Annotated in this window: 21 protein-coding genes, 1 tRNA gene and 3 pseudogenes; 16 read left to right on the top strand and 9 right to left on the bottom strand. The window is 49.6% G+C overall.

Annotation, left to right across the window (positions count from 1 at the left end; translation table 11 throughout):
* Together aroC and prmB are read right to left on the bottom strand one after the other, a co-directional pair.
* The gene (gene aroC, locus ACLJQJ_RS16945; protein WP_000918457.1) at window positions 1–1,086 is read right to left on the bottom strand and encodes a chorismate synthase; all 1,086 of its coding nucleotides are present in this window, start codon (window positions 1,084–1,086) and stop codon (window positions 1–3) included.
* 35 nt (window positions 1,087–1,121) lie between these two features.
* Window positions 1,122–2,054 (bottom strand): 50S ribosomal protein L3 N(5)-glutamine methyltransferase, encoded by a 933-nt coding sequence (gene prmB / locus ACLJQJ_RS16950; protein ID WP_001542329.1) that lies wholly within the window; start codon window positions 2,052–2,054, stop codon window positions 1,122–1,124.
* 165 nt (window positions 2,055–2,219) lie between these two features.
* Between prmB and smrB the strand changes: the two genes are divergently transcribed.
* Window positions 2,220–2,771 (top strand): endonuclease SmrB, encoded by a 552-nt coding sequence (smrB, locus tag ACLJQJ_RS16955; RefSeq protein ID WP_000730794.1) that lies wholly within the window; start codon window positions 2,220–2,222, stop codon window positions 2,769–2,771.
* Between the two features lie 99 nt (window positions 2,772–2,870).
* On the opposite strand, the gene sixA is transcribed toward smrB, so the two are convergent.
* The 4 genes and pseudogenes from sixA to ACLJQJ_RS16975 form a co-directional block, all read right to left on the bottom strand.
* Window positions 2,871–3,356 (bottom strand): phosphohistidine phosphatase SixA, encoded by a 486-nt coding sequence (gene sixA, locus ACLJQJ_RS16960; RefSeq protein WP_001195801.1) that lies wholly within the window; start codon window positions 3,354–3,356, stop codon window positions 2,871–2,873.
* Between the two features lie 208 nt (window positions 3,357–3,564).
* Window positions 3,565–5,711: pseudogene (gene fadJ, locus ACLJQJ_RS16965) on the bottom strand (fatty acid oxidation complex subunit alpha FadJ).
* Window positions 5,711–7,021: an acetyl-CoA C-acyltransferase FadI gene (gene fadI, locus ACLJQJ_RS16970; RefSeq protein WP_001248128.1), complete on the bottom strand. Its 1,311-nt coding sequence runs from the start codon at window positions 7,019–7,021 to the stop codon at window positions 5,711–5,713. The pseudogene fadJ and the gene fadI overlap by 1 nt, the downstream one beginning before the upstream one ends.
* Before the next feature lie 176 nt (window positions 7,022–7,197).
* Entirely contained in the window at window positions 7,198–7,482 is a 285-nt protein-coding gene (locus tag ACLJQJ_RS16975) for a YfcZ/YiiS family protein (protein ID WP_000030904.1), read from the bottom strand.
* A 370-nt stretch (window positions 7,483–7,852) separates the two neighbouring features.
* Between ACLJQJ_RS16975 and fadL the strand changes: the two genes are divergently transcribed.
* Window positions 7,853–9,160 (top strand): long-chain fatty acid transporter FadL, encoded by a 1,308-nt coding sequence (gene fadL / locus ACLJQJ_RS16980; protein WP_001537977.1) that lies wholly within the window; start codon window positions 7,853–7,855, stop codon window positions 9,158–9,160.
* A 60-nt stretch (window positions 9,161–9,220) separates the two neighbouring features.
* Here the strand turns inward: fadL and mlaA are convergent, their stop codons facing one another.
* Window positions 9,221–9,976: a phospholipid-binding lipoprotein MlaA gene (gene mlaA, locus ACLJQJ_RS16985; RefSeq protein WP_000776787.1), complete on the bottom strand. Its 756-nt coding sequence runs from the start codon at window positions 9,974–9,976 to the stop codon at window positions 9,221–9,223.
* 288 nt (window positions 9,977–10,264) lie between these two features.
* Here mlaA and ACLJQJ_RS16990 point away from each other — a divergent pair, with 288 nt between their 5' ends.
* The 5 genes from ACLJQJ_RS16990 (at window position 10,265) to ACLJQJ_RS17010 (ending at window position 14,096) form a co-directional block, all read left to right on the top strand.
* Window positions 10,265–11,206: a formate/nitrite transporter family protein gene (locus tag ACLJQJ_RS16990; protein WP_063808716.1), complete on the top strand. Its 942-nt coding sequence runs from the start codon at window positions 10,265–10,267 to the stop codon at window positions 11,204–11,206.
* A 75-nt stretch (window positions 11,207–11,281) separates the two neighbouring features.
* Window positions 11,282–11,353 (top strand) — tRNA-Arg (locus ACLJQJ_RS16995).
* A gap of 186 nt (window positions 11,354–11,539) precedes the next feature.
* On the top strand, window positions 11,540–12,832 hold the full coding sequence (locus tag ACLJQJ_RS17000) for a tyrosine-type recombinase/integrase (RefSeq protein WP_063808715.1): 1,293 nt from the start codon (window positions 11,540–11,542) through the stop codon (window positions 12,830–12,832).
* Entirely contained in the window at window positions 12,829–13,701 is an 873-nt protein-coding gene (locus ACLJQJ_RS17005; RefSeq protein ID WP_063808714.1) for a hypothetical protein, read from the top strand. The genes ACLJQJ_RS17000 and ACLJQJ_RS17005 overlap by 4 nt, the downstream gene beginning before the upstream one ends.
* Window positions 13,702–13,805: 104 nt before the next feature.
* Window positions 13,806–14,096, top strand: a complete 291-nt coding sequence (locus ACLJQJ_RS17010; RefSeq protein ID WP_077950939.1) for a helix-turn-helix transcriptional regulator — start codon at window positions 13,806–13,808, stop codon at window positions 14,094–14,096.
* A gap of 109 nt (window positions 14,097–14,205) precedes the next feature.
* On the opposite strand, the gene ACLJQJ_RS17015 is transcribed toward ACLJQJ_RS17010, so the two are convergent.
* Window positions 14,206–14,391: a YlcI/YnfO family protein gene (locus ACLJQJ_RS17015; protein ID WP_063808713.1), complete on the bottom strand. Its 186-nt coding sequence runs from the start codon at window positions 14,389–14,391 to the stop codon at window positions 14,206–14,208.
* A 187-nt stretch (window positions 14,392–14,578) separates the two neighbouring features.
* Here ACLJQJ_RS17015 and ACLJQJ_RS17020 point away from each other — a divergent pair, with 187 nt between their 5' ends.
* From ACLJQJ_RS17020 to ACLJQJ_RS17060, 9 genes and pseudogenes are all read left to right on the top strand, one after another.
* On the top strand, window positions 14,579–14,755 hold the full coding sequence (locus ACLJQJ_RS17020; protein WP_001118612.1) for a host cell division inhibitor Icd-like protein: 177 nt from the start codon (window positions 14,579–14,581) through the stop codon (window positions 14,753–14,755).
* Window positions 14,748–15,107 carry a hypothetical protein gene (locus ACLJQJ_RS17025; protein WP_063808712.1) on the top strand — a complete coding sequence of 120 codons (360 nt, stop codon included), beginning with the start codon at window positions 14,748–14,750 and terminating at the stop codon, window positions 15,105–15,107. The genes ACLJQJ_RS17020 and ACLJQJ_RS17025 overlap by 8 nt, the downstream gene beginning before the upstream one ends.
* 31 nt (window positions 15,108–15,138) lie before the next feature.
* Window positions 15,139–15,423, top strand: coding sequence for a hypothetical protein (locus ACLJQJ_RS17030; protein ID WP_063808711.1), 285 nt, complete (start codon window positions 15,139–15,141; stop codon window positions 15,421–15,423).
* A pseudogene (locus ACLJQJ_RS17035) lies at window positions 15,420–15,772 on the top strand (hypothetical protein). Before ACLJQJ_RS17030 ends, ACLJQJ_RS17035 begins: the two are co-directional and overlap by 4 nt.
* Window positions 15,769–18,442, top strand: a pseudogene (locus ACLJQJ_RS17040) (DUF927 domain-containing protein). The pseudogenes ACLJQJ_RS17035 and ACLJQJ_RS17040 overlap by 4 nt, the downstream one beginning before the upstream one ends.
* Window positions 18,443–18,843: 401 nt before the next feature.
* Complete coding sequence (locus ACLJQJ_RS17045; RefSeq protein ID WP_063808710.1) at window positions 18,844–19,605, top strand: hypothetical protein; 762 nt, start codon at window positions 18,844–18,846, stop codon at window positions 19,603–19,605.
* Window positions 19,605–19,877 (top strand): ogr/Delta-like zinc finger family protein, encoded by a 273-nt coding sequence (locus ACLJQJ_RS17050; protein WP_063808709.1) that lies wholly within the window; start codon window positions 19,605–19,607, stop codon window positions 19,875–19,877. Before ACLJQJ_RS17045 ends, ACLJQJ_RS17050 begins: the two co-directional genes overlap by 1 nt.
* A gap of 440 nt (window positions 19,878–20,317) precedes the next feature.
* Window positions 20,318–22,339: a DEAD/DEAH box helicase gene (locus ACLJQJ_RS17055; RefSeq protein ID WP_063808708.1), complete on the top strand. Its 2,022-nt coding sequence runs from the start codon at window positions 20,318–20,320 to the stop codon at window positions 22,337–22,339.
* Window positions 22,336–22,965, top strand: a complete 630-nt coding sequence (locus ACLJQJ_RS17060; RefSeq protein ID WP_063808707.1) for a hypothetical protein — start codon at window positions 22,336–22,338, stop codon at window positions 22,963–22,965. Before ACLJQJ_RS17055 ends, ACLJQJ_RS17060 begins: the two co-directional genes overlap by 4 nt.
* Before the next feature lie 738 nt (window positions 22,966–23,703).
* Here the strand turns inward: ACLJQJ_RS17060 and pgtE are convergent.
* The gene (gene pgtE / locus ACLJQJ_RS17065; RefSeq protein WP_063808706.1) at window positions 23,704–24,642 is read right to left on the bottom strand and encodes an omptin family outer membrane protease PgtE; all 939 of its coding nucleotides are present in this window, start codon (window positions 24,640–24,642) and stop codon (window positions 23,704–23,706) included.
* Window positions 24,643–24,698 lie beyond the last annotated feature (56 nt).

Genomic DNA, 24,698 nt, shown 5'->3' on the forward strand with positions numbered 1-24,698 from the left:
TTACCAGCGTGGAATCTCTGTCTTTACATCCGCATTCTGTGCCCGATGGCGCAGCAGGTGATCCATCAGCACGATCGCCAGCATGGCTTCTGCGATCGGCACTGCGCGAATCCCCACACACGGATCGTGGCGCCCTTTGGTGATCATTTCGACTTCTTCACCCATCCGGTTGATCGTACGTCCCGGCACGGTAATGCTGGAGGTAGGTTTCAGCGCCATATGCGCCACAATGTGTTGCCCGCTACTGATACCACCGAGGATGCCGCCAGCGTGGTTGCTCTGAAAACCCTGCGCCGTGATTTCATCGCGATTCTGGCTGCCACGCAGCGCCACCACGTTAAATCCTTCGCCGATCTCCACGCCTTTCACCGCATTGATGCTCATCAGCGCATGGGCGATGTCCGCATCCAGTCGGTCAAATACCGGTTCGCCAAGCCCTGCCGGCACGCCGCTCGCCATCACCGTCACTTTCGCGCCGATGGAGTCACCCTCTTTTTTCAGCGCGCGCATCAGTTCGTCCAGCGCGTCAAGTTTGTCCGCATCGGGACAAAAAAACGGATTAAGCTCAACCTGACGCCAGTCTTTAATCTCCAGCGGAATATCGCCCATCTGGGTCAGGCAGCCGCGGATTTCGATGCCGAACTTTTCCGCCAGGTATTTCTTGGCAATCGCCCCTGCCGCTACGCGCATCGCGGTTTCACGCGCGGAAGAACGTCCACCGCCACGGTAATCGCGCAGGCCGTATTTCTGCTCATAGGTGTAATCCGCGTGTCCCGGACGAAAAACATCTTTAATCGCGCTGTAGTCCTGCGAGCGCTGATCGGTGTTTTCAATCAGCAGGCCAATGCTGGTGCCGGTCGTCACGCCATCAAACACGCCGGAGAGAATTTTTACCTGATCCGGTTCGCGGCGCTGAGTAGTATAGCGCGAGGTGCCTGGGCGGCGTCTGTCGAGATCGTGCTGCAGATCGGCCTCCGTCAACGGGATGCCGGGCGGCACGCCATCGACGATACACCCAAGCGCCAGCCCGTGTGATTCGCCGAAAGTGGTTACGCGAAAGAGTTGTCCAATTGTGTTTCCTGCCATCACGGCTCCGTTATCGTTGTTGTCGTTTGCGTGTTTTAATCTTTATAAATATTGAAATGTTCACGGGCCGCGAGCAACTGCGCTTTGGTCAACATAAAGACGCCATCGCCGCCGTTGTCAAACTCCAGCCAGGTGAACGGCACATCCGGATACTGCTCCATCAGATGTACCATGCTGTTTCCGACTTCACAAATCAGAACGCCGTCATCGGACAGATAATCCGGCGCATTTCCCAGGATACGACGGGTCAATTTGAGGCCGTCAGTGCCGGACGCCAGCCCCAGCTCAGGTTCGTGGCGATATTCGTTCGGCAGATCGGACATATCTTCCGCATCGACATAAGGCGGGTTAGTGACAATCAGATCGTACTGAACTTTCGGCAGATCGCGGAACAGATCGGAACGGATTGGCGTCACGTGATGGATAAGACCGTGTTCTTCAATGTTATGCTCGGCGACAGCCAGCGCATCCGGCGAAATATCGACCGCATCAACCTCTGCGTCCGGGAAAGCATAAGCACAGGCGATGGCGATGCAGCCACTACCGGTACACATATCCAGAATATATTTCGGCTGTTGGCTAATAAGGCCGGCGAAGTGGTTATTAATCAGCTCGCCAATGGGCGAACGTGGCACCAGCACGCGCTCATCGACATAAAATTCGTGGCCGCAGAACCAGGCTTTATTGGTCAGGTAGGCGACCGGGATACGTTCGTTAATGCGACGAATCACTCGCTCGACAATGCGGTGTTTTTCGCTGGACGTCAGCCGCGCGGTTCGCATATCTTCCGGAATATCCAGCGGCAGATAAAGAGACGGCAACACCAGTTGCACCGCTTCATCCCACGGGTTATCGGTACCGTGTCCATACCAGATATTCGCCGCGCTAAAGCGGCTTACCGCCCAGCGCAACATGTCCTGAATGGTATGCAGTTCACTTACTGCTTCATCGACGAAAATTTTATCCACGTATTCCTCCAGGGCATGCTCGCATTAAATTCGGCGGCTAGTTTGCCACGAAGACAGGGATAAATCAGCATTGACGCGGCGGGAGAATACGAAAAATCCGTTTTGACCGTTCGGATATCCTCCGGGTCGGGTAAACTAAGGCAAAAGATCAGACGAGACCCACGAATGAAAAAGAAAACATCGCTCAGCGAGGAGGACCAGGCGCTGTTCCGTCAGCTGATGGTCGGCACCCGAAAGATTAAACAGGATACTATCGTCCATCGGCCACTGCGCAAGAAAATCACGGAAGTCCCTACCCGAAGGTTAATTCAGGAACAGGCGGACGCCAGCCACTATTTTTCCGATGAGTTCCAGCCGCTGCTCAATACGGAAGGGCCGGTAAAGTATGTCCGTGAAGATGTCAGCCATTTCGAGCTAAAAAAAATGCGCCGCGGCGACTATTCGCCGGAACTGTTTCTGGATTTACACGGCTTAACGCAGCTTCAGGCCAAGCAGGAACTGGGGGCGCTGATTGCCGCCTGCCGTCGGGAACATATTTTTTGCGCCTGCGTCATGCATGGACACGGTAAACATATTCTGAAACAGCAAACGCCGTTATGGCTGGCGCAGCATCCGCATGTGATGGCCTTTCATCAGGCGCCGAAAGAGTACGGCGGCGACGCCGCGCTGCTGGTGTTGATTGAAGTGGAAGAGTGGCAACCGCCCGAATTACCCTGATGCGGAATTGCCGGATGGCGGCGCAAGCGCCTTATCCAGCCTACGAACAGCCAGCGCTGTCGTAGGCCTGATAAGCGAAGCGCCATCAGGCAGCAAAGATTAAATCGCTTTCGCCATTTTCAGATTGCAGGGACTCATTTGCCAGTTGAATGTCCCCTTGCCGCTTACATCAAGCGTAACGTTGGCAATTGCGGACGTCGTGAACATCGGCGGCGTTTCGCCCGGACAAAGCTCAGATACCAGGTATCCGACCAGAGGTAAGTGAGAAATCACCAGCACCGATCCGATCTCTTCATTGGCCAGCGCCTGGAGGTAGGCGCTGACCAGACCGACATCGCCACAGGGCGTTAGCTCCGGCAGGACATCCACCTGAGCCGGCAGATTCATACAATCGCCGACCACATCTAACGTCTGTTCGGCCCGAAGAAACGGACTCACCAGAACACGTTCGATATCCACTTTTTGACCTTTCAGCCAGTTCGCCATCAGGCGAGACTCGTCACACCCACAAGGGGTCAAGGGACGAACCGAATCACTGGCGGCATCGAGGGCTGCGTCGCCGTGACGCATGATAAAAACTTGCATATTGCACCGCTTTTGTTAACCAGTTTCACCAACACGCTTACCACATGCCCCTATTGGCTGCGGCAAAAATGCGGTGGCCGGCATTGTGCCTTATCCATTCACTGAATGAAACGCTGTTTTTTACCTCAATGGCGTAAGTATAGTCAATCCTTGATTATTATTTCGCCACCAAGGAGGCATTCAGTGCGGATTCATATTCTCTTTGACCTCAATTTCCCTGGTCAGTTTCCCATTCGTCCAGAAATGCTCCCTGCGCTCCGCCATGCGCACTAATTGTTCACAAGGCGCGTAACGAGGACCGTAAAGTGCGGCCAGGCGCTGTAATGTCGCCACCATTTCACCCGGTCCGAGAGCATCCATATAGCGGAACGGGCCACCGAGAAACGGCGGAAAACCGATACCAAACACGGCGCCGATATCGCCATCGCGCGCGCTGCGAATCACTTTTTCGTCGAAACAGCGCGCCGCTTCGTTAAGCATTAACATGACACAGCGCTCTGCCACCTGCTGCGCAGATAGTCGACTCTGCCCTTGCACGCCAATAAGCTTATAAATAGCAGGGTCAACCTGTTTTTTGCTTTTACGCCCTTTTTCGCCATAAAGATAGAAACCGCGACCATTTTTTCTACCTTTGCGATCGTCATTCAAAATTGAAGCGACAACATTTGCAGGCGCGCTAAAACGTTCTCCATACGCCGCCTCAAGCACAGGAATAATTTTAGTGCCCGTGTCGATTCCTACCTCATCCAAAAGTTGGATTGGCCCCACCGGAAAACCAAATTTTACCAGGGCGGCGTCAATATGTTCGACGCGTTCGCCTTCAGTCAGCATCCGAATCGCCTCATTGATATACGGCGCAAGAATTCGGTTAACATAAAACCCGGCTTTATCACTGACGACTATCGGGGTTTTACCCTGTTTTTTCGCCAGCTTAACGGTCGTGGCGATGGTCTGCGCGGAAGTAGACGCATGAGGAATAACCTCAACCAGCGGCATTTTTTCGACCGGGCTAAAAAAGTGCAATCCAATCACCTGTTCCGGTCTGGCCGCATTCGCCGCAATATCGCCAATCGGCAGGGAAGAAGTATTGGAGGCAAAAATAGTGTGAGCAGCGCAATTTTGCTCCACTTCCGCCACCATCTGTTGTTTTAACGGCAGATCTTCAAACACCGCTTCAATGACCAGATCACGATGACTGAAACCACGGTAATCGGTAGAACCTGATATCAACGCCAATTGTTTATCGCGTTCGCTGGCTTTGATATGGCGGCGGCGTACTTTTGTTTCAAGCAGATCCCAGCTGTACTTCAGAGCATGATTGATCCCCTGAGTATTTATATCCTTAATTCGTACTGGCAATCCGCCTTTACAGGCCGTAACCCAGGCGATACCGCCACCCATTAACCCGCCGCCTAAGATGCCCACGCTGTTCAGCGGGCCGGGCGGCGCATCGCTACCGGGATCTTTTTTCACCTCGGTACTGGCAAAGAAAATAGCGCGCAGCGCCTGCGATTGCGGCGTCATCGCCAGCTCGCCGAAAGCGCGCGCTTCCGCGTCATAGCCGCTACTGCTGCCCTGCGCCAGTCCCGTTTCAATCACATCAATGATCCGCTCCGTCGCCGGATAATTACCCTGCGTTTTTTGCGCCGTCTTTTTACGCACCAGGCGAAATAACAGCGCACGCCCCAGCGGCCCCGCCAGGATACGTTCCCGGACCGGTAATGTCCGTTGCGCCAGGCGTTCTTTTTTAGCCAGCTCGACAGCCGCTTCCAGTAAAATAGTTTGCGGCACCACATCATCAACCAGCCCGGCTTTAAGCGCCTGTCTGGCGCGAAGCTGTTTACCTGTCAGGATCATATCCAGCGCGGTACTGACCCCCACCAGCCGTGGAAGTCGCTGCGTTCCGCCCGATCCCGGTAAAAGCCCTAACTGTACCTCCGGCAGTCCGAGAACGGTTTTAACGTCGTCGGTACAGATACGTCGATGGCAGGCCAGCGCCATTTCAAGGCCGCCCCCCAGACAGGCGCCATGAATGGCGGCGATAACCGGAACAGGCAACGCCTGGATCTCCGCCATCAGTTGTTGCCCCTGACGCGCCAGCGTTTCCGCTTCCTGCGCGTTTTGGCAGTGGCCTATCATGTTGATATCAGCGCCAGCAATAAAGTTATCTGCTTTGGCTGAGATAAAAACAACGCCCTGCAACGCTTTATTTTCCCGGATCTGCTTCAGGATGGCGCGTACCTGCGCGGCAAACTCCGCTTTCAGGGTGTTCACCTTTTCTCCAGGGACATCAATAGCGACAACCGCGACATTATCCAGACGCACGTTAAGCATAAAAGCTGATGTGGTAGTCATTATTCCGCCTCCAGAACCATCGCCGCGCCAAGACCGCCAGCTGCGCAGGCCGTGACCAGGCCAAAACCTCCGCCCCGACGCCGTAACTCATGCAACGTTTGGGTTATCATCCGTGCGCCCGTTGCGGCAAAAGGATGCCCGTAGGCGATTGAGCCGCCGAGCACGTTGAATTTAGCGTCATCCACCTCCCCTGTCGCCTGCGCACGACCAAGCACCTCACGGGCAAATCGTTCGCTGCCCAGCAGTTGTAAATTCGCCAGAGTCTGAGCGGCAAACGCTTCATGCATGTCAAAAAGCGTCAGATCGGCCATCGTCAACCCGGCCCGCTCCAGCGCCAGCGGCGTTGACCAGGCCGGCCCCAATAGCATGTCCTGCCAGACATCAATAGCGGTAAAGGCGTAGCTGCGCAGATAACCAAGCGGGCGCAGCCCCAGCTCTTTAGCGCGGGATTCGGTCATCATAATAACGGCGGCAGCGCCGTCGGTCAGCGGTGTACTATTGGCGGCGGTCACAGAGCCATGTTTTCTGTCAAAAGCGGGACGCAGTTTGGCGTAGTCCGCCAGCGTGGAGGCGCCGCGAATGTTGTTGTCTTCTGCAAAGGGGTTTTTATACGGCGGCACATAGGTCGTCATCACTTCTTCCGCCAGTTTACCCTCCGCCCATGCCTGCGCGGCGCGCTGATGTGAACGATGCGCCAGCGCGTCCTGCTGTTCACGCGTAATACCATACGTTTTCGCCATCTGTTCGGCGGTATCGCCCATGCGCAGACCGGTGGAATACTCAGCAACGGCGGGAGGAACGGGCAGCAGGTCGCGTAAGCGCAGACGAGAAAAAAGCGTCAGCCGTTGGCGGGTCGTCCGGGCTTTATTGACATCAACCAGTACCCGCGCCAGGGCTTTACTCACGCCTATTGGCAGTACCGACGACGAATCTGCGCCGCCAGCGATACCCGCGCGTATCGTGCCGGCCATCAGGCTTTCCGCCACATTCGCTACCGCCTGAAAACTGGTGGCGCAGGCGCGGCTTACGCTATAGGCATCGGTATGAACATTCATTCCCGTACCCAGCACAATTTCGCGCGCAATATTGGGGGCTTCCGGCATTTGTACTACCTGACCAAAAACCAGTTGCTCAATGGCATCGGCTGGAATTTCACTGCGCGCCAGCAGCTCGCCTACCACCATCTTGCCGAGATCAACAGCGGGAATACCATGAAATGCAGTGGCCTGACGAGCGAAGGGGGTTCGTAACCCACTGACAATAGCAATGCGATCGCCCTGGCGGGTGACCAACGGTAAAGCCTGACGCATAGTACTCCCCTGTAAAAAATAAATTAGTGGTCTGACCTGATCACAGTCTTAACCAATTTTTTACATTTAGCCAAGCAGAGAGAAAAGAAAGTGGGAGCTAAGGCACAGTGAAGGGAAGCGACAAAAAAAGAAAACGCCTCCGCCAGATGATGACGGAGGCGTCGTGAATGAACGGATTAACGCAGGCCGAGCTGGAAGATCAGCGTTTCTGCTTCGCAGGCGAAAACAAAATCAATATCCAGACGAACGCCTTCGGATTCCTCGGTAAAGGTTGGCGTAATTTGGCAAGGTTCAGACTCCACGCTACGCGCTTTTTCGGTTAACGCCGCCAGCGTCTCTTCAGCCTCTGCGCGGGTAGCGAATACGCGGCTGTATGACGCGGTGCAATCGGAGTTGTCCATGATGGTTCCAACGTCCATACAGCAGCAAACCGGGGTTTCATCAGCACTGCATTTACTCATTGTAGATTTCCTCTGTATTTGCACCCAGGGTGCCAGATAAACGATGGGGATATTTTACGCTCCCGGCATTCGCCTCTCCAGTCGTTAATGGTGGGAAACGCGTTAAGTGACCGAAATCACACTTAAAAATGATCTAAAACAAAAATCGCGCGATCGGGTGACCGTTAAGCCCGCCGATTTTGCCAGCCAGATCTCGTTTCTAAGATCACAATTGAAAAAACTTATAAACATACTTGCAACATTCTAGCTGGTCAGACCTATACTCTCGCCACTGGTCTGATTTCTAAGTCGTACCGCAGACCCTACACTTCGCGCTCCTGTTACAGCATGTAACATAGTTTGTATAAAAATAATCAATGAGGTTATGGTCATGAGCCAGAAAACCCTGTTTACAAAGTCTGCTCTCGCAGTCGCAGTGGCAATCATCTCCACCCAGGCCTGGTCTGCAGGCTTTCAGTTAAACGAATTTTCTTCCTCTGGCCTTGGCCGGGCCTATTCGGGTGAAGGCGCAATCGCAGATGATGCGGGTAACGTTAGCCGCAACCCGGCGTTAATTACCATGTTTGACCGCCCGACGTTTTCAGCGGGCGCGGTTTATATTGATCCTGATGTTAATATTAGCGGGACATCGCCATCTCGTCGGACGTTAGATGCGGATAACATCGCGCCGACGGCCTGGGTGCCGAACGTCCATTTTGTCGCCCCGATTAACGATCAGTTTGGCTGGGGGGCTTCTATTACCTCTAACTATGGTCTGGCGACAGAGTTTAACGACACATACGCCGGCGGCTCGGTAGGCGGTACGACCGATCTTGAAACCATGAACCTGAATTTAAGCGGCGCTTATCGCTTAAATGAGGCCTGGAGCTTCGGCCTCGGCTTTGATGCGGTATACGCGCGCGCGAAAATCGAACGTTTTGCGGGCGATTTAGGCCAGTTGGTCGCGGCACAGAATCCGGCGCTGGCGCCGATCGCGGGTCAGATTCCCAGCGACACCAAGATTGCCCACCTGAACGGTAATCAGTGGGGCTTTGGCTGGAATGCCGGTATCCTTTATGAACTGGATAAGAATAACCGCTACGCGCTGACCTACCGCTCGGAAGTCAAAATTGACTTTAAAGGCAACTACAGTAGCGATCTTCCCATCGCTATAAACCGATTTAACCTGCCTATCCCAACGGCAACCGGCGGCGCGACGCAGTCAGGCTACCTGACGCTGAATCTGCCGGAAATGTGGGAAGTGTCCGGTTATAACCGTGTGGCGCCACAGTGGGCCATCCACTATAGCCTGGCCTATACCAGCTGGAGCCAGTTCCAGGAATTGAAGGCAAAATCGACCGCCGGCGATACGCTCTTTGAGAAGCATGAAGGCTTTAAAGACGCTTATCGCATTGCGTTGGGCACCACCTATTACTACGATGACAACTGGACGTTCCGTACCGGTATCGCCTTCGATGACAGCCCGGTACCAGCGCAAAACCGTTCTATCTCTATTCCGGACCAGGACCGTTTCTGGCTGAGCGCCGGTACGACTTACGCCTTTAACAAAGATGCGTCTGTCGACGTTGGCGTCTCTTATATGCATGGTCAGAGCGTGAAAATTAATGAAGGCCCTTATCAGTTTGAATCTGAAGGGAAAGCCTGGCTGTTCGGTACTAACTTTAACTACGCGTTCTAATCTCTTTCTGAAACGGATCAAAAAGGTGAGCATTGCGCTCACCTTTTTATTTACTGCCGTTTATTCCGAGTCGATCTCTTTGAGTTCGTCCTGAATCGCCTGCGCGTTCGGGTTTTCCTGCGGCTTGAGTTTTCCGCCATTGGCGATAAAGTCATGACGCTGGAAGTACGCCTCGCGCACCATAATATAAGGATCGGAAGACTGGCGCAGCAAACCATCGGAGTCCAGCAACTGCGCGCGGGTTTCTATCCCTTCGATAGTCCATTTTCCTATGGACATTGGCCAGGTCAACCACGAGAGCACCGGATACAAGGTATCCGCCATATCCCCGCCATCTTCACGCAGCGTGAAGCTGCCGTAGAACGGAAGTTGCATATAAGGCCCATACCCCACGCCATAATGGCCCAGCGTACTGCCAAAGCGATGCGGTTCAACGCGCTGCAGCTTAGGATTCGCCATTCCCGCGACGTCAATAAAGCCGCCCATCCCTAATAAGGTGTTCAGGAAGAAACGGGTGAAATGCACCATACCCTGATAAGGATCGCCCTGCAGGAAATAGTTCACCATGATCGCCGGTTCTTCGAGGTTGCCGGTGAAATTACTTAAACCGTTACGCGCAGGCTGTGGAACATAATCACGCCAGGCGACCGCGACCGGCCGAACAACATACGGGTCCAGCACATTAAAGTTGAAGTTGTACATGGTGCGGTTAAACCCTTCAAATGGGTCTGAACGCCCCTGCTGTTCTGTACCGGAACTCGCACACCCGACCAGCAGTGTGGTTCCCAGCGCCAGCGCCGACAGGCGAAGCTTCATAGATGTCTCCCTGTGAATTATGGCTATCGCTGATTGCCATCCATGACGGAACGCTACCGTATCCGCCTGTTTAGGTGTGAGCGATTTTAACAGCACGTCAAACGATGTCTATATGCGCGATCTCATTGCTCTGAGCATAGCCTGGTAACGCAACAACGTGACGGCCCTATTCTAACGAAACAGATAAAAACGAGCGTGATCATTTTTATTTTTTCGGAGAATGCCCCGGCCTGGGTAAATGAAAAACCGCTACGCTTTATTAATATGTGTTAATCAGCAGAGATCATCATGGATAGCCTTAACGACGATAAAATTAACCGGCACAGCAGTGACCTGGAAGTTGAAAGCGAAGAAAAACAAAGCGGTAAAGAGATTGAAGTGGATGAAGATCGTCTTCCTTCCCGCGCCATGGCGATTCATGAACATATTCGCCAGGATGGTGAAAAAGAGATGGAACGCGATGCGATGGCTTTGCTCTGGTCAGCTATTGCCGCAGGACTTTCTATGGGGGCATCACTCCTGGCGAAAGGGATTTTTCACGTGCAGCTTGAAGGCGTTCCCGGCGGCTTTTTACTGGAAAATCTCGGCTATACCTTTGGTTTTATCATTGTCATCATGGCCCGCCAGCAATTATTTACTGAAAATACCGTTACCGCCGTATTGCCGGTAATGCAAAATCCCACTCTGAGTAACGTTGGCCTGCTGATGCGCTTATGGGGCGTAGTCTTATTGGGCAACCTTATTGGCACCGGGGTTGCTGCGTGGGCATTTGAATATATGCCTATATTTGATGAAGAGACCCGCGACGCCTTTGTCAAAATTGGTATGGAGGTCATGAAAAATAGCCCAACGGAGATGTTTGCCAACGCGATTATCTCTGGCTGGATCATCGCCACAATGGTATGGATGTTTCCTGCAGCAGGCGGGGCAAAGATTGTGGTCATTATTTTGATGACCTGGCTTATCGCGCTGGGCGATACCACCCATATTGTCGTCGGTTCCGTTGAAATTTTGTATTTGGTTTTCAACGGCACGCTGTCCTGGAGCGACTTTCTCTGGCCCTTCGCCCTTCCCACACTTGCCGGAAATATCTGCGGCGGCACCTTTATTTTCGCATTGATGAGCCACGCGCAGATCCGCAACGATATGAGCAATAAGCGTAAGGAAGAAGCGAGGCTACGCGGCGAGCGCCTGGAACGGGAGCGGAAAAAAGCGGAAAAACAGCGCTGAGTGGCGACGGTTTAACCAGTCAGGCGGCGCTACACTTACTCCGGCGAATAAAAAACGCTATACTGGCGCCGCGTTGTCCCCTTAGTTAAATGGATATAACGAGCCCCTCCTAAGGGCTAGTTGCAGGTTCGATTCCTGCAGGGGACACTTTAAAGACCTTTCACTACATTTCATTTCATCACTCAATCCTCATAAAAACAGCAAGTTAATACCAAATCAGCCTAATTTTCATTTCAGTTAATTTCATGACATTACATCCTCGTGATGGTATAAGTGATGGTATTGTGCAGTTCGATATAGAGATACCATCAATTTACTTAAATGAGTGCAGGTATGGCCATAAATGTGCTTTCCCCCAAACAGATCGAAAATGCCAAGCCGAAGACCAATGATTACAAACTTACCGATGGAGGGAGTTTGTATTTACTGGTACGAAAGTCTGGTGGGAAATACTGGCGTATGAATTATCGTTTTGATGGAAAACAAGCCACCTTGGCATTAGGGGTTTACCCGGACGTCCCACTTGCAACAGCGCGAAAGCGACGTGATGAAGCCAGACAACTGCTAGCCGATGGACGTGATCCTCGCAAAGCAAAGAAACTAAAAAAGGAAGATCCAACTTCCCCCACGTTCGAGAGTGTAGCCAGAGAGTGGCATAGTGGAACGATGGGGCATCCTGAGTGGAAAGAGATCACCCGTACCAAAATTCTCCGAGAAATGGAAAACCACCTCTTTCCTGCCATCGGTTCAAAGCCTATCGATACGCTCAAAACCCGTGACTTGCTGCCGATGCTGGTCAAGATGACTGAGAAAGGAATTGGTGCCACAACGAGCCGGGTAAAAACCACGATGGCGAGCGTCTTCCGTTATGCCGTGCAACATGGAATTGTCGATTACAACCCTGCCCACGATCTGAAAGGCGCAATTACGAATCCCAAAGTACGACATCGCCCTGCTCTACCTCTTGAACGTTTACCTGAACTGTTAGCGAAGACGAGAAATTACACGGGAAGACCATTGACTCGCTTGGCTGTTCTCTTTTCCCTGCACACTTTTGTGCGATCCAGTGAACTACGACATGCCAGATGGGAAGAGATTGACATTGAAAATGGGCTATGGACGATACCGGGACAACGTGAAGAAATTGTGGGGGTTAAATTCTCAGACCGGGGCGCAAAAATGGGAGCTGCCCATTATGTCCCGCTATCTAGTCAAGCTATCGGGGTGCTGGAGGATATAAGGAAAATCAGTGGTAAATATCTGCTGGTTTTCCCCGGTGACAGCAACCCATATAAACCGATGAGCGAAAACACAGTTAATAAAGCACTGCGAACGATGGGTTACAACACTCAAACTGATGTCTGCTTGCATGGGTTCAGGGCAATGGCCTGCTCTGCATTGACCGAATCAGGACTCTGGTCACGTGATGCGGTGGAACGGCAGATGAGTCATCAAGAGAGAAACGAAGTGCGGGCAGCATATGTACATCTTGCACAGCACATGCAGGAACGCCGCAGAATGATGCAATGGTGGTCTAATTACCTGTCAATTAATTCAGAAAATTATGTTGCTCCATATGATATGGGGTCTGAAAATTTCACATTGGTGGGAAAGGAATTTTTATGAATAATAAAAGTCAAAAAAATATTTGGGCATTAAATAAAATGCCCCCTTTAGAATACTGCTCGTTATCAAGAGCAGCAAAATTACTCAATTGTGAAATTGAGGACTTCCTTCATTGGCATGATGTGGGGTCTATAACCTTATGTATAAACTTACAAGAAATCAAAGGTACTTTAAAAATAAAGATCGATAATAAAAATGCAGATGAAAGCCCACTCAAATTTTATTTCGATGGGACATTGACGTTTAATGAGCTGACTCGGATATATAAAACATGGTCTCGACACTCAAAAGTTTATAAGCTGCTAACTACCAAAGATGGCCTTGTCCCCCCCTCAATCCAGACAGGACCATTGACAACTACGTATGAACTCAAATGCTTTATCAGTGATCTATGGTCGATAGAATCCAGAAATATCTCTATTCTATTAAAAGATGAAAAAAATGCATATGAAGAGAGAATATTGAGTGCTGTATCTCCCTCTGATTCCATATTGTCAAATACGTTTCAACCAGAGTTAGACGAAAGACCAATCATAAATCTAGATAATATATACATAACAAAAGAAACAATTGATAAAATTTATACACACGCTATAAGTGGAAAGTCACTACCATATATGGAAGATTCATTAAATTCTGATGAAAATGATGATACTAAATCCATCTCACCTCAAAAAGAGAAATTATCTAATTTTATTAGATTTTTAATACAATCTAATCCGACGTTAAATAAAAATATACTATCAACCACAGCAAATAATCGGCATAAAATCTTGAGAGACTACCTCGATGAGTTGAAATCAAAGGGTACTGATATTGATTATGAAATTCCATCTTCACCGACACTTGAACGCTATCTGAATCTTTAAAATTTTCAATAGATCGTTCAAAATTTAGAATACTTTGATTCAGAAAAATATTTTAATCTGCTGTGTTAATCACATAGGTAACTTAACACAGCAGGTAAATATATATGACTATACATTCATATCCTCAAGATGGTCATGCGAGACCAAAAGCTACAGCAGATTTCCTTAAAGTCACTACTGTCACACTATGGCGCTGGGAAAAAACCAAACCCGACTTCCCGAAATCTACCCGTCTATCAGAACGAGTATCAGTTTATGATGCAGCAGAGATCCGTGCTTGGCTGGCAGCTAAAAAAATAGTTAATCAACGAATAAAGTTTACAGTACTTAGCTTAATTTCCGCAATTGGAACTGAATCTATTTATTTAATAAAGAATATATACATCGTGTGGTGAGTAGAATGAGCAACATGATAAAAGCCCAACAATTATTATTGAAGAGCTCGCAAAAATATATATTTAGTAAAATATGTCCGCAAGCTCTGGTTATACCTCATGACGTAGTTCAGGTTCCCGGCTCGAGCTTAGCTTTCTTACGCTGGCGGCGTTTAATCTCGCCTTTAACAGCGGTGACAATAAAATGCGCTTTCGTCTCGCCATCGTCGAGGCTACTTTCTAATTCTGCAACCACATCATGCGGGAAGCGAGCATTAAGCTGCTGCGACTTGTTGTTAGTTGAACCCGTTGCCATTACTGGATCTCCTTGTGTTAGGTGCGATTCAGTATACGCAAAAAAAATTATAATAAAAGACTTGAAGTGCGATTCACTAGAGGGTAGGTTTAAAAGCAAAGGTGCGATTCACCTTGTGTATGCAAAGCCCGATAGTGCTGGAACACTAAACGGGCTTCTAACCAATCCGCTGTATGAGGAAACGAAGATGGCTAAACAGAAGTGTACCTGGTTATTTGCTGCGATCAACCGCAGTCAACGCAATGCCCGTCCTGTGATGTTAAGGATCACCGCAGATAACGAGCGGTCAGCACGGCGCAGACTGGCCCCGGACTACGTGCTGAGCTTTGCCGGTCGCATTCCTTGCGGAGGTGAACATGCGTAATTATCCGCAACCCGGCGAACGCTGGCAGCATGAACGTGGCTGGACCGTAACAATCATCCGATTAACTGAAGCCCCGCCCTCCGTGGCGCTGGTTAATCCTGAATTCAGCCGTGAAGTGCTGATACGTCATGACAGCGACAACCAGCTTTCTTCCTGCCCTCTGGCATGGTTTAAACAACGGTATACGCGCCTGTTTGATGCGCCACTCTTTAAATCTTCACCAGCTCCGGCAGGCGGTAGTGGCTCCGGCCCGCTGACACTGCATCCGTCTGTGGTGTTTACCCGCTGGCGGGAGCGCAGCATACGGCGTTCTGCTGAACCTGACGACAAACACTATTCAAAGTTTCTCTGACAAAACACCGCTGAAAACGGAGTAATCCACGATGAATATTTCAAACGGGCACAACGGTGCTCAGGGCCGCGCTTTGCCTGAAAAACACAATGCCGGTGCTTTTGCCTATGGGTTGTCAGAGGAAAGTTTCGGGAAGCTGACCCGCGCCCGAAATGCCTGCGACATGCTCCAGCTTCTCTTTTCTGAATGCCCGTCGCAGGGCGGAATGATGAATGCGGACTGTACGCCGGGCGTCGCCGCGCTGATGGAGTACCTGCGGGCAGATTTAACGGATATTGCGCACAGCTGCGCACTGATTGAAGGAGGTGCTGAATGAACCAGCCGCAGGTTTCCATTTTCCCGGCAGAAATGACCACCGCACTGTACCGGCGGGCGATTGCATCGGCATGGCGGCAGAAAATGCTGACCGAAACCGGCAGCAATCGGTGTGGTCCGCACAGCCTGACGGTTGAGCGTATTGAAATGGCCATTGCCCTGCATATTGAGTGCGCACTGATGTCGCGCTGGCACTGCTGACTGACATGCTGGAGCCGTCACTTCTGACCGCGCCGCCGGTGCTGACCGTGCGCGGCTGTGAAGTGATGGCGGAGCTGTACCGCACGCTTCCGGCGGCCTTTGATGACTTCTGCAGCACGGATGCGGCGCTGTATCAGGGGGAAGTATGACAACACAGAAAGTTTCACAGGTTGCGGAGGCTGCACAGGGGAAATGGCCCGTTATTCTGCAGATGCTGCGTATTGATGTACCTGAAAACGGCAGGCACGGTCCCTGCCCGAAATGTGGGGGCAAGGACCGCTTCCGCCTCGATGACCTTGACGGGCGCGGGACGTGGTATTGCAGCCGGTGCGGCAATGGTGACGGTCTGGATCTGGTTAAGCTCATGACCGGTTACGGCGTCAGAAAGGCCGCGCAGGAGGTGGCACAGGTGCTTAATGTGCCGGATATGCAGAAACTGCCCGTTAAACCTGCCAGGCAAAAAGCCCCTAAACGCGATATGAGCCTTACCGTGGCGGCGCTGATGAAAGAGAGCCACACGGGAGAAAGCCCTTATCTGGCCGGGAAAGGGTTTGCCGGATACCCGGCCTCCCTGACCGGGAGCGTGCAGCATATCAGCGGTAAGGATTTCCCTGCCGGTTCCCTGCTGTTACCGCTCACGACCAACGCCGGAGCCGTGACCGGTGCGCAGCTTATCGCCCCGACGGGTGAAAAAAGCATACTGCCCGGCAGCACGATGAAAGGCGCGTTTGTGGCGCTCAGCCCGTTACCGTCTGAACCGCCGGTACAGGTGGTGATTACCGAAGGTTACGCCACGGCACTGACGGTGAGCCAGCTCACCGCCGGATGCGTAGTGGCTGCCATATCTGCAGGCAACCTGCCCAACGTGGCGCAGTCACTGCGGGCACGCTGGCCTGAGGTAAAAATTATCATCGCCGGTGATAACGATTTTCAGGACGGGGGCGAAAATCCCGGCAGATCCTTTGCTGAACGGGCGGCAAAAGCCGTCGGCGGCTGGATGACGCTGCCACCGGGAGAGATTAAGGCTGACTGGAATGATTTCAATCGGGAGCACGGTATTACCCGCGCCCGTGAAGCCTTTCGTAACGGTCTGGTGCTGTGCGGGGAGGGCCGCACGCAGCTGCCGCACGGATTCCGTCTTACCCAGGAATATCTCTGGTATGAAAAACAGGTACAGCGCAACGGTGAAACGGAGATCCAGAACGTCAAAATATGCAACCCGCTGCGCGTGACGGCAATCACCTGCGATGCCGATGGCGGTAACTTCGGGCGACTGCTGGAGTGGGAAGATACGTGGGGAGAGCGTCGCCGCTGGGCGATGCCGATGGAAATGCTGAGCGGCAGCGGTGAGGAGCTGCGACGGGTTCTGCTGGTTAACGGGCTGTCTTATATCAGCACCACCGGCGAGGCCCGCGCCCGCCTGATGGAATATATCTCGTTGTGTAAACCGGAACGCCGCGTGACCTGCGTCAGCCGCACTGGCTGGCATGGTCAGGTTTACGTCCTGCAGGATGAGGTCAGCGGTGAAGGTGCAGAGGGTGTCATTCTCCAGACCACTTCCGTGCAGGGGCGCGATTTCCGCGTGTCGGGCACAACTGAGGAGTGGCGGGAGCACGTATCCCGCTACTGCACCGGCAACTCCCGCGTGGCGTTTGCCGTCAGTCTGGCGTTTGCTGCCCCCCCTGTTACGGCTGGTTGGTATGGACGGCGGCGGCTATCACCTCAAGGGGGAATCGACGGACGGTAAGACCACCACAATGAAAGCGGCAACCTCCGTCTGCGGCGGGCCTGACTACTGGCAGACGTGGCGGGCAACCGGCAACGCGCTGGAGGGATGCGCCAGCCGCCGCAACGATGCCGCCATGATGCTCGATGAGATCCGGGAGGTGGACGGACGCGAGGCAGGCAATATCGCCTACATGCTGGCAAACGGTCAGGGCAAGGGCCGTGCCGGTACGGACGGTGAGCTGCGCACCCGTAAGCAATGGCGGCTGCTGTTCTTTTCAACCGGCGAGCTGTCACTGACCGAACATGCGGCAAAAGCTGGTGAGCGTACCTTTGCCGGGATGGAAGTCAGGATGATCCAGATCCCCAGCGATTCCGGGAAATTTGGCGTATTTGAGGAGCTGCACGGCTTCGACAGCGGCAAGGCACTGGCGGAACATTTGGAGTGGGCCACGTCCAGCTACTACGGTTCGCCGTTCCGGGAGTGGCTGAAAGCCCTGACTGCTGACCTTAACGGGCTGACGGCACAGGCAAAGTCACTGATGAAGGAATATACCGCCGCCCTGACCCCGAAAGATGCGGGTAATCAGGTGGGCCGGGCCGTCAACCGCTTTGCACTGGTGACGATGGCGGGCGAGCTGGCAACCCGGCTGGGTATCACCGGCTGGCCTGAGGGTGAAGCTCTGCGGGCAACCCGCGTCTGCCTGAACGCATGGCTGAAAGATCGCGGGTACACCGCCAACCAGGAAGATATTGCTGCACTGGAGCAGGTACGCAGCTTCTTTACCGCGAATCAGTACAGTCGCTTTGCAGACTGGCACGACGAGCGCAACCGCCCCGGCAATATGGTGGGCTGGCGCAGGGTGGAGAAAGGCAGTACCGCGCAGGGGACGGAAGCCATCACCACGTTCTATGTCATGCCATCTGGCTGGAAAGAAATCTGCCGGGGATTTGACCCGCGCAAGGTGGCGCGTCTGTGCGCGGATCGTGGATATCTGCTGCCTTCTGCCGACGGAAAGCTCCAGACAACCATTCGCCCGCCAGAGATGAATCCCCGCAGGCTCTATGTCTTCAACAGCGAGGTGCCGGGTTAAGGCTTTGCGTGAGTCTTATTTATTAAGGGTAACAGGTGAAACAGGTGGAACATCCGTGTTTTACAAGGGCTGAAACTGTTCCACCTTCTGAAATAGTGAGGTGGAACAGGTGGAACGCCAGCCGATCCGCTGTTCCACCTTGTTACTCGCGATGTTTCACCTGTGCTGTGCATATAAATGCTTTGCAAAACAATGCTGTAACACCTGTTCCACCTGTTCCACCGTATCAGGGACATTAAGCCGGCTGAAACAGAGGGCATTTTTATCTGGCTGGCTTTCATAGCCACGTCTGAATAACCGCAGACGCCCGTTGTGCCAGCCACCACACACCGAGCGCCGGTAGTGCGCTTGTGTCAGCCACGACACAATTGTCGTAACGAACCAACCCGACAGGAGAAGTCATGAACAACACCGCAGAGAATAACAACCTTTCCACTTTTCCGGCTGTAACGCAGCGGGCACTGGAAACCATGAACACAACCAGAAACGCATGGCTTGAAGCACGTCATCAGCAGAAAGCGGCAGCGGATAATATTGCGACAATCCGCCAGCGCCGCGCTGAAATGGAAGCCTCGACGAACGCGCTGAATGAGGAGTGGCGCACGCTGTTTCGTGAAAGTCAGGGCGTAGTCTCAAAGGAAATGAAAAAACTGCGCACGGAAATTGCGCTGGGACGAGAAACGCTTGAGGATTTTGATGAACTGCTGGCAGCTCAGGAAAGCGAAAATGCCTTATTACCGCAGGAGGCCGGGAAATTAGCCGGGCAGTATATCAGCGCACATAACACCTTTGTGGAAATTCGCGCAAAGCAAATCTGGGAAGACTTCATGCAGTCGCATGGTAAGGCGTTAATCCAGACACTGAGCCTGCTCAAAACCACAATGGGGCGGGAAGCCAGTGCCGTTGTGGGTGTGGTGAATTCAGTTAATGACCCGGACACAGTACTCAAAGACTTTATTCACAAACATATCACCAGACCGGCTCTTACTAACGCTGCGATGCCGGAACAGGACCCGGTATTTAAACTGGCTGGTGTTGCGCCGGATTATGCTGCCCTTGCTGATTTCCGCAAACTTCCCTCTCCGGCGGTCCTTCATAAAATGAAGATCCGGCAGGAACGTGAAGAACTGCAAAAACGTAACCGAGCCGCGGAGGGTATCTGATGGCACTTAAATGTCCCGAATGCGGCACTACGGCACACGCCAGAACCTCCGCCTATGAAGCACCATCGGTTAAACGCTCATGGTATCAGTGCCAGAATCTTGAATGTTCCTGCACATTTACCGCACTGGAAAGTGTGGATACGATAATTATGAAATCCCGTCGTAATGAACAGGAATCAGACAAAGCACAAGTGCCGGAAAAACAACAGCAAACGCTCAATCGCTATGGCTCTGCATCAAAGTTATCAAGCCGCCAGCAAATCCCTGTCTGATTAGCAAAAAACGGCTACCTAATCCCGGCCAGCACCGGGATTTTTTTACGCTTTTTCCTGGCTGGCCTGAGAGCGCATGAGTGCATGTCTATGGCGCATGAAATCGCATGAGACTTATGCATCATTTTTGACGCGAAAGCCCTTGTGTGGCGGCTCCTGAGACGATTCACGTGGTGCATGAAAACCATTCTGTTAAGCAAAGCGGGCAGGCGTGGGGGGCTGCGCGCGCTGAGGGTCCACGTGATAACCATCTAAGAGCATGAGTGGCACAATCCCTTCTTTACATTCCACTGTCACACGAAGCGGGGAGTACGCACTATCAGTAAATCTACCGGGATGAAGAATTGGATGCTGCATCGCAGGAACTGAAATTATTATTTGAAATATGAAATGTTTGGAGCGATGATTGTCAAAATTTTCTTAACATAGCGAAGGCTACTATGAGCAGTTTTTACTATATCCAGCCTGATTTAAAAAACGATACTAATGCTAGTTTTCTAAATGCGTTAGAAATCTTTTCTAATAAAAAACAAATGCAAGTCTATGCCATAAAAAATCCGTTAGGTGAAAACAAGTATAATTATGATAGAGATGATATTCTTGTTTTATTAAGCCCTGGATATAAAATCACCTTTGTAAGCTTTGACGTTGACGAAGAAGAGTTTAACGACTTCCAAGAGGATTTTGTTGAAGACCTTGGTTCTCTTTCTGATAAATATAATTATAAGGATACAATAGGAAGGCCACGTGAGTGGAAGCGAAAACTTGTTTCCAGTTATGCCCATACAGATATTGAAAATGATCTTGAAGTTTTTTTTAATGAGATCAAAATTAATGATGGCGCTTTTGCAAAAAAAAGTGAACTTGTGATATCTCTGTTGACTGGCAGTATCAATAACATTGATAAAGTCAAAGGCAATATCCCTGATAACATCCTCGACAAAGTTAAGCAAAAAATAATTCTTTTTGATGGTGATCAAACACGATTTGTATATCAAAAATTTGATAAGAAGAAAGTAATCATTCAGGGACTGTCAGGCACGGGAAAAACAGAGCTTTTGCTTCACAAGCTCAAAGAGATATATCTCGATAAAGATAATGCCGAAAGTAAAATCATGTTTACTTGCCATAATAAAATTTTAGCCGATAGCATGCGAAAACGAATACCAGAATTCTTTAACTTCATGAAGGTTGAGCAACAAATCAGTTGGAATGAAAGATTATGGTGTGTAAATGCCTGGGGATCGCAATACGATAGTAACTCTGGTGCATATAGATTTATCTGTAACTTCTACGGGTTATCCTTTTATCGTTTCAGTTATGTCATGACTTTCGATAAAGTGTGCAGATTAGCACTGGAAGAAATTAAAAAGCTACCACAAAAAGATTTCAAACATTGTTTTGATTTTATGCTTGTAGATGAGAGTCAAGACTTCCCTGCTAGCTTTGTAGAGCTATGCGAGTTAGTTACTCGCGACACTATTTATGTTGCTGGTGATATATTCCAAAGTATTTTTGATACCAATATTTCTAATGAAATTCAGCCGGATTTCCTTTTAAGTAAATGTTATCGTACTGACCCTCGTACTTTGATGTTCGCCCACGGTATCGGAATGGGGCTGTTCGAGAAGGAACCACTGACTTGGTTAATGAATGACGAGTGGGAAGCTTGTGGGTACATTGTTGACCATCCAGAAAGAAATAAATTACGACTTAAACGGGAACCATTGCGTCGGTTTGAGGACGTGACGGATGCTAAAATCCACAGTGTTGAGTTAGTTAATTCTACATATGAAACTGAAGAGGAAAACATTCTATCCCTTTTAAATAGAATTAAAGAAGAAAACCCAACAGTTTTAGCAGATGATATAGGGATTATCTTCATAGACCAAGCAAAAAGCATTTTTAAAATTGCTGATAAACTTGAAGTAAGTGTACCAAGACTTTTTAAATGGAAAGTTAATAAAGCATACGAAACAAAAGAGAAAGTAAAAGATACTTTATTCATAAGTAACAAAAATCATGTTAAAGGTCTGGAATTCCCTTTCGTGATCTGCGTTACACGAGATATAAGTAGAAGTCATTCTTATAGAAACTCTTTGTATATGATGTTAACTCGCTCATTCATTAGGTCTTATTTGCTATTTGGGGATGATGATAAAACTTTACAAGCAGAGATTGAGAATGGACTAAAAATAATTAATGAATGTGGTTACATGGATATATCAGTACCATCTAAAGAGGTAATTTCACGTATAAGAACCACGATTAAATACGATGAGAAAAATATTTCACATTATGATTTAGTCACCAAAGTTTTTGAAGAATTAAATATTGAAGCCATATTTAGACCTCAATTATATGAAATGGTTAAGGCTATTATCCCAGATAGCTTTGACACAGAAAGAATTACAAAAGTCATTTTGTTTAACTATGAAGAAATGCTTCAGGAGACAAAATGAACAAAGAATTTTACTTTAATCTTGATCAGGCCCAGTGTGACTGGGCTTTTAAGCCAATTAGAACTAAAACTGATGTTATAGAAATATTAATGCGTGCATTGAAGACCATTTCAGTATATTCGGAGCCTACTAGGGATAAAATCCGTGGGCAGCTGAAATTACATATATCTAAAATGAGTCGAATCTTTTTCTTTAGTGAGGAAAAATATTACTCCCTTGCATTTCCTTTTATTTTGGATGTAGTTAGTGATGAGTTCGTATTTCGCAGTACAGAAGTAGAAAATGTTGATAGTTTTATTACATCAAAGGTTTTATCTGTCATTAATGACCCCTCTTACATTAACTCATCTTTGTGGGCTTTCTTTGAACCACTTTTGGATCTGGAAGAGCAACAAACCATACCTGGTTTTTGGCCTTTTTTTAAAATGTTATTAACATATGAAGATGGTTATATCAGATATGACATCGATAATGTAAGAGAAAATGGTAAACTTCATCCTTTATATCATTTTGATGTTTTCTACTCTAATCATCCGACTTTTAAAATTGGGCTGAATCAACATTATACTAATGATGAAATGATAGATTTCTTGAACAGAGAAACTGATTGTTGGTATTTAAAGTAAATTAAAGCCAACGAATTAGCTGGCATTGTGCCAGCTAATGATAATCTTAAATCATATGAAGAAAATCGAATAATAGTTTAATCAAGTAAGTTGTTCAGTTCCTCTATGCTTGATGGTCTAATTATTGCCAGCGGAGATTGTATCAAACTCAATACAATAAGTTGTGTTAGGGAGCGTTTACATCATGTCACATAGGGTATTGGTATACACGATTCCCCCCTATTATAACGCTCACTGAAAAGTGATTTAAAGCCACTTTGGTATACAGAAAATATGCTTTGGAGGGTATACCCCAGACCTCAAGAGCTGCAGCTGCTTTATGGGCAGCATTGTATAATGCGTGAGGTGTGATAACTTTTTGGGCGTTTTTGATCTAATAACAGATTTGCCAGCTCCGTTGTAAGCATCCCCTTTCGCCCTTCATTCCTTTATTTATTTTGTAGGTGACGAAATGGGTCGATCTCTATGGTCTTAATGAGACGTTTTATCGGATGATGGTATCTGTGATGGTATCTAAAAAACAAATAAAAAATAATCATTTAAAACATAAATATAGATAGATTTTCGATTCCTGCAGGGCCATTGATACCCAGGAAATTCTCTTCTTGCTGCATAGTCTTTCGAGCGGTTCCCCTTTCATGTTGCTTTTATTGCCCCTATGCAATATCACCGGACATGCCATACGTTCAGCAAAAAGTCGTCATCGGCCGGTTATGACCGATGACATCCCGATGTGGTCTAGAAGCGGTACTGCAACCCCGCGGTAATCGTATAGTTATTATTAGCTATACCTGCGGCATCGCCACCAAAATACGCCGTATCACCGCTGGTTTTATCTATGATTTGCGTACCGCCCTTACCTTCTTCATATTTACTGTAAGCGAACTCAGCAAAGATTTTTGCATTACTGGTAATATAATATCCGGCGTCAATAGAAGCGCCATAATATCGTGAATTTTCCGTTTTTTCGCGGAAGGTAAGTTTGCGCATGTAGTGTTCGTCATTATCATGCGCATTTACCCAGTCGCTGTATTTAAACAGTACATTACACTCAAAGTCATTAATACGATAATCACCCGCCAGCCCGATATAGGGCATTTCGAAACGCTGGCTATAACCTATGCCGCGCACGCCATGAGGAAAGTTACCAATATACCGACCATTATCATAAATATAAGACCCGCCTCTTGCCGTCCAGCTAAAACGGGTTTCCTGATAGCCCGCTGTTACGCCCGCCTTGTAGTTATCGCCCTGCAATAACCAACCTTTCACGTTCAAATCGTATTCATTAGCATAGTTGGCGCTGGTGTCCGGATGAATTGAACGATCGGTCCAGCCAGGCTGCTCACTGCTCATCCAGTCATGGTCAACCATATGACCCGATCCCGACGCCAAAGACGTCCAGCCGCGGGCGTCCAGCGTCATGAACGAATAGGGTTCCCATGATAAATCCCCCTGCAACGTGGCGACATTTTTTATTTTCCAGTCCAGTTGACTCAGCTTCCGCCCGGTGTCGGTATCATAAACCAGCTCCCTGGATTTACCATTTAACACACCCACGGAAAGGGATGTCGTGACGCTATCAGGAGAGACGTCCGGAATAAATAAGGTAGACTCCGCATAAACCGACTCAGAAAATACGGCGATCATCATTACTGCAATAGCATGTTTTTTCATTTCTCTTGTCCTCATATTCAGATGTAATCTGGAGAGGTGATGAAGTTTTCATCTTG

Source organism: Salmonella sp. SAL04202 (assembly GCF_046550775.1).
GTDB lineage: Bacteria > Pseudomonadota > Gammaproteobacteria > Enterobacterales > Enterobacteriaceae > Salmonella > Salmonella enterica.

Excerpts from the sequence above, each read along its gene's own strand:
- aroC (WP_000918457.1), bottom strand. The coding sequence starts at position 1,086 with ATGGCAGGAAACACAATTGGACAACTCTTTCGCGTAACCACTTTCGGC.
- smrB (WP_000730794.1), top strand. The coding sequence starts at position 2,220 with ATGAAAAAGAAAACATCGCTCAGCGAGGAGGACCAGGCGCTGTTCCGT.
- sixA (WP_001195801.1), bottom strand. The coding sequence starts at position 3,356 with ATGCAAGTTTTTATCATGCGTCACGGCGACGCAGCCCTCGATGCCGCC.
- fadI (WP_001248128.1), bottom strand. The coding sequence starts at position 7,021 with ATGCGTCAGGCTTTACCGTTGGTCACCCGCCAGGGCGATCGCATTGCT.
- ACLJQJ_RS16975 (WP_000030904.1), bottom strand. The coding sequence starts at position 7,482 with ATGAGTAAATGCAGTGCTGATGAAACCCCGGTTTGCTGCTGTATGGAC.
- fadL (WP_001537977.1), top strand. The coding sequence starts at position 7,853 with ATGAGCCAGAAAACCCTGTTTACAAAGTCTGCTCTCGCAGTCGCAGTG.
- mlaA (WP_000776787.1), bottom strand. The coding sequence starts at position 9,976 with ATGAAGCTTCGCCTGTCGGCGCTGGCGCTGGGAACCACACTGCTGGTC.
- ACLJQJ_RS16990 (WP_063808716.1), top strand. The coding sequence starts at position 10,265 with ATGGATAGCCTTAACGACGATAAAATTAACCGGCACAGCAGTGACCTG.
- ACLJQJ_RS17000 (WP_063808715.1), top strand. The coding sequence starts at position 11,540 with ATGGCCATAAATGTGCTTTCCCCCAAACAGATCGAAAATGCCAAGCCG.
- ACLJQJ_RS17005 (WP_063808714.1), top strand. The coding sequence starts at position 12,829 with ATGAATAATAAAAGTCAAAAAAATATTTGGGCATTAAATAAAATGCCC.
- ACLJQJ_RS17010 (WP_077950939.1), top strand. The coding sequence starts at position 13,806 with ATGACTATACATTCATATCCTCAAGATGGTCATGCGAGACCAAAAGCT.
- ACLJQJ_RS17015 (WP_063808713.1), bottom strand. The coding sequence starts at position 14,391 with ATGGCAACGGGTTCAACTAACAACAAGTCGCAGCAGCTTAATGCTCGC.
- ACLJQJ_RS17020 (WP_001118612.1), top strand. The coding sequence starts at position 14,579 with ATGGCTAAACAGAAGTGTACCTGGTTATTTGCTGCGATCAACCGCAGT.
- ACLJQJ_RS17025 (WP_063808712.1), top strand. The coding sequence starts at position 14,748 with ATGCGTAATTATCCGCAACCCGGCGAACGCTGGCAGCATGAACGTGGC.
- ACLJQJ_RS17030 (WP_063808711.1), top strand. The coding sequence starts at position 15,139 with ATGAATATTTCAAACGGGCACAACGGTGCTCAGGGCCGCGCTTTGCCT.
- ACLJQJ_RS17045 (WP_063808710.1), top strand. The coding sequence starts at position 18,844 with ATGAACAACACCGCAGAGAATAACAACCTTTCCACTTTTCCGGCTGTA.
- ACLJQJ_RS17050 (WP_063808709.1), top strand. The coding sequence starts at position 19,605 with ATGGCACTTAAATGTCCCGAATGCGGCACTACGGCACACGCCAGAACC.
- ACLJQJ_RS17055 (WP_063808708.1), top strand. The coding sequence starts at position 20,318 with ATGAGCAGTTTTTACTATATCCAGCCTGATTTAAAAAACGATACTAAT.
- ACLJQJ_RS17060 (WP_063808707.1), top strand. The coding sequence starts at position 22,336 with ATGAACAAAGAATTTTACTTTAATCTTGATCAGGCCCAGTGTGACTGG.
- pgtE (WP_063808706.1), bottom strand. The coding sequence starts at position 24,642 with ATGAAAAAACATGCTATTGCAGTAATGATGATCGCCGTATTTTCTGAG.